Here is a 5,119-nt window from a genome sequence, read left to right as displayed (position 1 = left end):
GAAGTGCTCGGACAGGCTAGGTTACGAAATGCCGGATTCTATTGATGAACTTACATGATGTCAAGAGGAGAATTTGGCCTCAGGCCTTTTTAGTTCACTCTTTCCTTCTCAGTCAAACAGGCAGATCGCCAGGTCAAACCGAATGATGCATCGGCCATCTTAACAAAATCATTCGAAAAACCAATCGCTTGCTCCATAATAACAAGGGCTTCCTCCAAAGACAGCTGTGAGGATTTGGCTAAGTATCGTTTCTGCGCGAGACGTCGCTCGCCAGGCTCTTCTGGGACATAGTACCCACGAAACTCACCTTGCTCAAAGGCCCTTTTGAGCCGCGGAATCCATTGCTGCGCATCCCGCCCACCCAAAAACGTGGATTTCCCCGTCTGCTGTAGCAGTTCCAACTGATTCCACACCACCCATCCGACAAAGACCGCCCAAGTTTCATTCAAGGCCTCCCACGATTCCGCCTCCGTCAAATAGCGCGACTCCACTTCGTCCATTCGCTGAACGATCGGAGTAATCATCACTTCTCCATAACGACAAACCTGCTGCGTTTTCGCAACGCGCAGGAGCGTTTCCGAGGAGTGCTCAGCCTCACCAAGCTGGATGCCTTTGGCCGTGAGATAATCCATATAGGCATGAAACAGCTCATGGTATATCACCTCTAGCTCCTTATGCGTCATCCTCCCAAGCGGCTTGAGTACTCTCCCCGCAGCATTGAGCGACAGAGTTCGATTCAGAAGCATCCGGTGTTCACCGGGATGGTACTCCGCAGCATAGGTCCGAAGCTCATCAAACTCAAAATGGATAAAATCAGGTGGGAGCACTCGAAGAAACTTCGTCGGCAAGCGTAACCGCTCTGCCTCTGCCAAAAGACGCACCCAGGACTGGTTTGCACTCTCCTGCTCAGGATGAGAGCTGATCGCTGCCTCCACAAAAGCAACCGACATCCACCACCAGCACCACAGCAGGAGGAATCGAATTGTGACGCCTGTCATACGCGCGGGGGGGACAACAGAGAATAGCCACATCAATAGAGGTCTTGCGCCATTCCCCAGTCTCCGCCACCCTCTTCGACAAGGGCGAGCATGTCGAGAAGGTCAGAAGACACATGATCGAGAAATCGCGACGGTTTCGAGAGCAACATCCCGCTCGTCCGATCGTACACATTTATGGGGTATGTCAAAAACAAATGCCGCTTGGCCCGCGTGACCGCCACATAGAACAGACGCCGTTCTTCCTCCAATTCGTCATCAGCCACAAAGGAATAGGCGGACGGAAACCTCCCGTCAACGGCCCAAATCACAAAGACACACTGCCACTCTAATCCCTTCGCGGAATGGATGGTGGAAAGCACGAGCCGCTCATCATCGCGATCAGACGCTTCCACACCCACAACACTGCCGTCAGGAGGTTCCAGCGCCAGATCGGCCAGAAATTCATCGATACCCTGATAGCCTTCGGCGATCGTGTGGAGATGATCCAGATCTCTCGTGCGTTTCGGATAATCGTCGTATTGGTCCTTCAGGATGGGAAGATAGTACTCATAGATCTGGCTGACGTGATGTTCCGGCTTCGGGTCCTCCGATCCAGCCAGACTCTCCAGCGTATTCGCTAAGGCCTTCAGCCCCTGCCCGGAACGACCGTTCACTCCGCGCAGCACTTCGAACGGCCGCTCAGTCTTCACGATTGCCGCAAGTACATCCTGAGCCTTCTTTGGCCCGACACCCTCCACCAACATCAGCACACGATGCCAGCTGACCGTATCGAGCGGGTTCGCCACGACTCGCACATGCGCCAGCAAATCCTTGACATGAGCGGTCTCGATAAACTTCATCCCGCCGCGTTTGATAAAGGGCAACTCCTTGCGAGAGAGCTCGATTTCCAAATCAAAGGAATGGAAGCTCGAACGAAACAGCACGGCCACCTCACTCAGCGGTACGCCTTCTTCGCGAAGCTCAAGGATCTTCTGCGAGATGAATCGTGATTGCGCATTCTCTCCCGCCGCTTCTACGAGTGACGGCAATGGCCCATCGATCTTTCTCGTAAAGAGGCGCTTCGCATACTTCTCGGTCGCTTCCTCGATGATGCAGTTGGCCAGATTCAAAATCGGCTGGGTGCTGCGGTAATTTTCTTCCAACTTATAGACGGTGGTACCAGGGAACAGTTCCGGGAACTCCATGATGTTCTTAAACGTCGCCCCCCGGAAGGCATAGATGGACTGCGAATCGTCCCCGACGACCATCACATTCTGATGGGTCGTCGCCAGCTGGCGGATGACTTCGGCCTGCAATCGATTCGTATCTTGGTATTCATCCACGAGGATATAGCGATACTGACGTGAAATATTCGTGCGAGCCGCCTCATCGAACAGGAGCAGCTGTCGCAACATCACAAGCAGATCGTCGTAATCCAACAATTGCTTCTGCCGCTTCGCCGTCTCATAGGCCTTGTGGAGCCGTCCCAGATCCTCCAAGTGATCCGCAAAATGGCTGAACTCTTCTAGAATAATCTCGTCGAGACTGCGCAAGGTATTCGCGCTCTTGCTGATCATTTCCATGATCGTTCCCTTGCGGGGGAAGCGCTTGTCTTTTTCGTTCAACCCCAGCTGCGATCGAACCAGGGCTATCAAGTCCTCCGCGTCACCGCGATCCAAAATAGTAAAACCGGGCTCAATCCCAATTGACCGGCCGTACCGCCGTAGCAGCAAATTCGCCACCGAGTGGAACGTCCCGCCACACACGCGACGACTGCTCATCCCGATCAGTTCACCAGCCCGCTCCAACATCTCTTGAGCGGACTTGCGCGTGAAGGTGAGTAGGAGAATATTGGAGGGATCCACACCAGAGTCGATGAGATACGCTACCCGATAGACCAACGTGCGGGTCTTCCCGCTGCCGGCGCCCGCAATGACCAGGGAGGGACCATCACCCGCTGTCACGGCTGCTAACTGCTGGGAATTCAGTGCAGCCGCATAGTCGATCGACAACGTGCGCGGTACGGCCTCCTCGGTCGGCCGTTTCAAGACATAGGTTTTAACTTCTCGTTCCATAGAGAAAATATGGAAGGGACTGTTACACGCTCTGATTCTTCAGGAAGGATTGATCTATACCATACCCTGACCGAGATTTACACGGCCACGAACGTCCACAGCTTGATAGCCGACCAAATCACAAAGGCGATCGTCAGCAGCAAGAGCGCCACTGTACCGCCGATAATTCCAGCCACGTAGAACCAATCGGCATGGGTTTCACGATCGGGCTTCAGGGCTGCCTCTCGGAGCAGCGCCGCATTTCTGGCATGACTTCGAAACCAGACCGAGAAAAGATCTCCGACGATTGGAACTGCCCCGACTGTGCCATTGATCAGGAGGTTGAGGCTCATGCGGGTCAGCACGATGCGTGGCACCTGGAGGCGTGTCGCGATACCGAGAATGACCGTTCCGATCAGATTGGCGATGACATCGCCGATCCCTGGAATCAGTCCAAGCAACGGATCCAATCCAATCGACCACGATGTCCCAGGAACTCTGATCGACGTATCCAGCACCTTGGCCAGAATATCCGCAATCGCAAGCAGATGCTCCCGCCCCTCATCGCGCGGCAGAACCTCGATGGGCGATGAGGATTGACGATGAGAAGTCATGGGATATGGATACGCGTATCAGAACCGCATTTATAGCAAGGGACGCCGCGGAGGCGCATATTTGACCTTAAAATAGCTAATATGTACAATTAGCCCATATTGGCTATTAGTCAAACTCTTAGCGAGAACATCATGCCAAAACTAACGTTTAGAAACAGCCACGGACAACTCGTCGAGATTTCCACCGTAGCAGCCACGAAAGTCAAGAACGAGTTCGGTGCAATATTAGAGCAAACGATACACAGCGGCGCAGTCGCCATTACCCGCCATGACACACCCAAGGCTGTGCTCCTCTCGTTCGCCGAATTCGAATCACTCGTAAACGAACGCAGCCGCTCGCTAGACGACCTAAATGCGGAATTCGACGAATTGCTGACCCAGATGCAGACACCATCAGCGAGAAAAGGGGTCGAGGCGGCCTTTCACGCTTCTCCGGTAGAACTGGGGCGCGCCGCCGTCAAGGCCGCCCGAAAGCATCGCGCATCGGTGCGCAAACGGGCATGAGCGGACCCAGACTGCCGCGCATTCATGTGCTCGCCGGCGTCAATGGAGCGGGGAAAAGCAGCATCGGCGGAGCAGCCATTCACCAACACGGAGGCAAGTACTTCAATCCGGACGAAGCAGCCCGGACCCTCAGAGAAAAAGACCCTACCCTCCCACAAACTGACGTCAACAGCGCAGCCTGGCGCCAGGGCCTGAGGCTGCTCAATCGGGCAATTGAAAGGCGCCTGGATTTCGCATTTGAGACTACCCTCGGCGGAAATACCATCACCGGCCTCCTTGTGAAAGCTGCTGAGCAAGGGATCGAGGTGTACGTCTGGTATGTAGGACTATCCAGCCCGGGATTGCACATTGCGCGCGTGCAAGATCGAGTCAGCCGAGGGGGTCACGACATTCCTGCGCACGATATCCATCAGCGCTACGAACATAGCCGTCTCAACCTCATCGCACTGCTACCCCACCTCACCGCTCTGCATATGTACGATAATAGTGCAGATGCAGACCCGGCAGCCGGACGGATACCTCAGCTAAAACTCGTACTGCATCTGGAACGCAGCAGAGTTCTTGGCCCGCCGGACCTGACCGCCACGCCGAACTGGGCCAAGCCGATCGTCGCCGCTGCGCTCAAACTGCACCGATCGTCGACCTTCCCGGCATAAATCTACATACACACTCGCCAGAGGGGCACGCGAGACGCCCCCAGCAAGCTAAATTTCAGGCGGGGTAGTTTTCTGATTCCGTAGGACCCACTCCATATAGAAGAGGCGGTAGCGGCAATATGCATACGCCTATTCAGCTCAGAGTGGGGTCCATCCCAAGAACGCGATTAGGACATTCTACCAAGGTCGGCCATGAAGCCTTTTGAGTCTCTCACAAATCGGTAGGCCGAAGAGTCTATGATTTCGGCCTTCAAATCGGAAGGTAATTAGGGCGTTTCGTAACCATGAGGTAAGCTGGAGGCCTTATGGTTACA

5 protein-coding genes are annotated in these 5,119 nt (G+C 54.5%); 2 read left to right on the top strand and 3 right to left on the bottom strand.

Going from position 1 to position 5,119, the window contains the following annotated elements; translation table 11 throughout:
* Positions 1–89: 89 nt before the first annotated feature.
* From ACMTNU_RS20050 to ACMTNU_RS20040, 3 genes are all read right to left on the bottom strand, one after another.
* Positions 90–950 (bottom strand): hypothetical protein, encoded by an 861-nt coding sequence (locus ACMTNU_RS20050; protein WP_413937065.1) that lies wholly within the window; start codon positions 948–950, stop codon positions 90–92.
* 80 nt (positions 951–1,030) lie between these two features.
* Entirely contained in the window at positions 1,031–3,052 is a 2,022-nt protein-coding gene (locus ACMTNU_RS20045) for an ATP-dependent helicase (protein WP_413937064.1), read from the bottom strand.
* A 77-nt stretch (positions 3,053–3,129) separates the two neighbouring features.
* Complete coding sequence (locus ACMTNU_RS20040; RefSeq protein WP_413937063.1) at positions 3,130–3,645, bottom strand: DUF4112 domain-containing protein; 516 nt, start codon at positions 3,643–3,645, stop codon at positions 3,130–3,132.
* Positions 3,646–3,777: 132 nt separating this feature from the next.
* Here ACMTNU_RS20040 and ACMTNU_RS20035 point away from each other — a divergent pair, with 132 nt between their 5' ends.
* Both ACMTNU_RS20035 and ACMTNU_RS20030 read left to right on the top strand, forming a co-directional pair.
* Positions 3,778–4,149: a type II toxin-antitoxin system prevent-host-death family antitoxin gene (locus ACMTNU_RS20035; RefSeq protein WP_413937062.1), complete on the top strand. Its 372-nt coding sequence runs from the start codon at positions 3,778–3,780 to the stop codon at positions 4,147–4,149.
* Between the two features lie 11 nt (positions 4,150–4,160).
* Complete coding sequence (locus ACMTNU_RS20030) at positions 4,161–4,805, top strand: zeta toxin family protein (protein WP_413937066.1); 645 nt, start codon at positions 4,161–4,163, stop codon at positions 4,803–4,805.
* The last annotated feature ends 314 nt before the right edge of the window (positions 4,806–5,119 follow it).

This window comes from Nitrospira sp. BLG_1, from assembly GCF_047338595.1.
In the GTDB taxonomy this organism is placed as follows: domain Bacteria; phylum Nitrospirota; class Nitrospiria; order Nitrospirales; family Nitrospiraceae; genus Nitrospira_D.
This window is presented reverse-complemented; position numbering and strand designations above follow the sequence as displayed.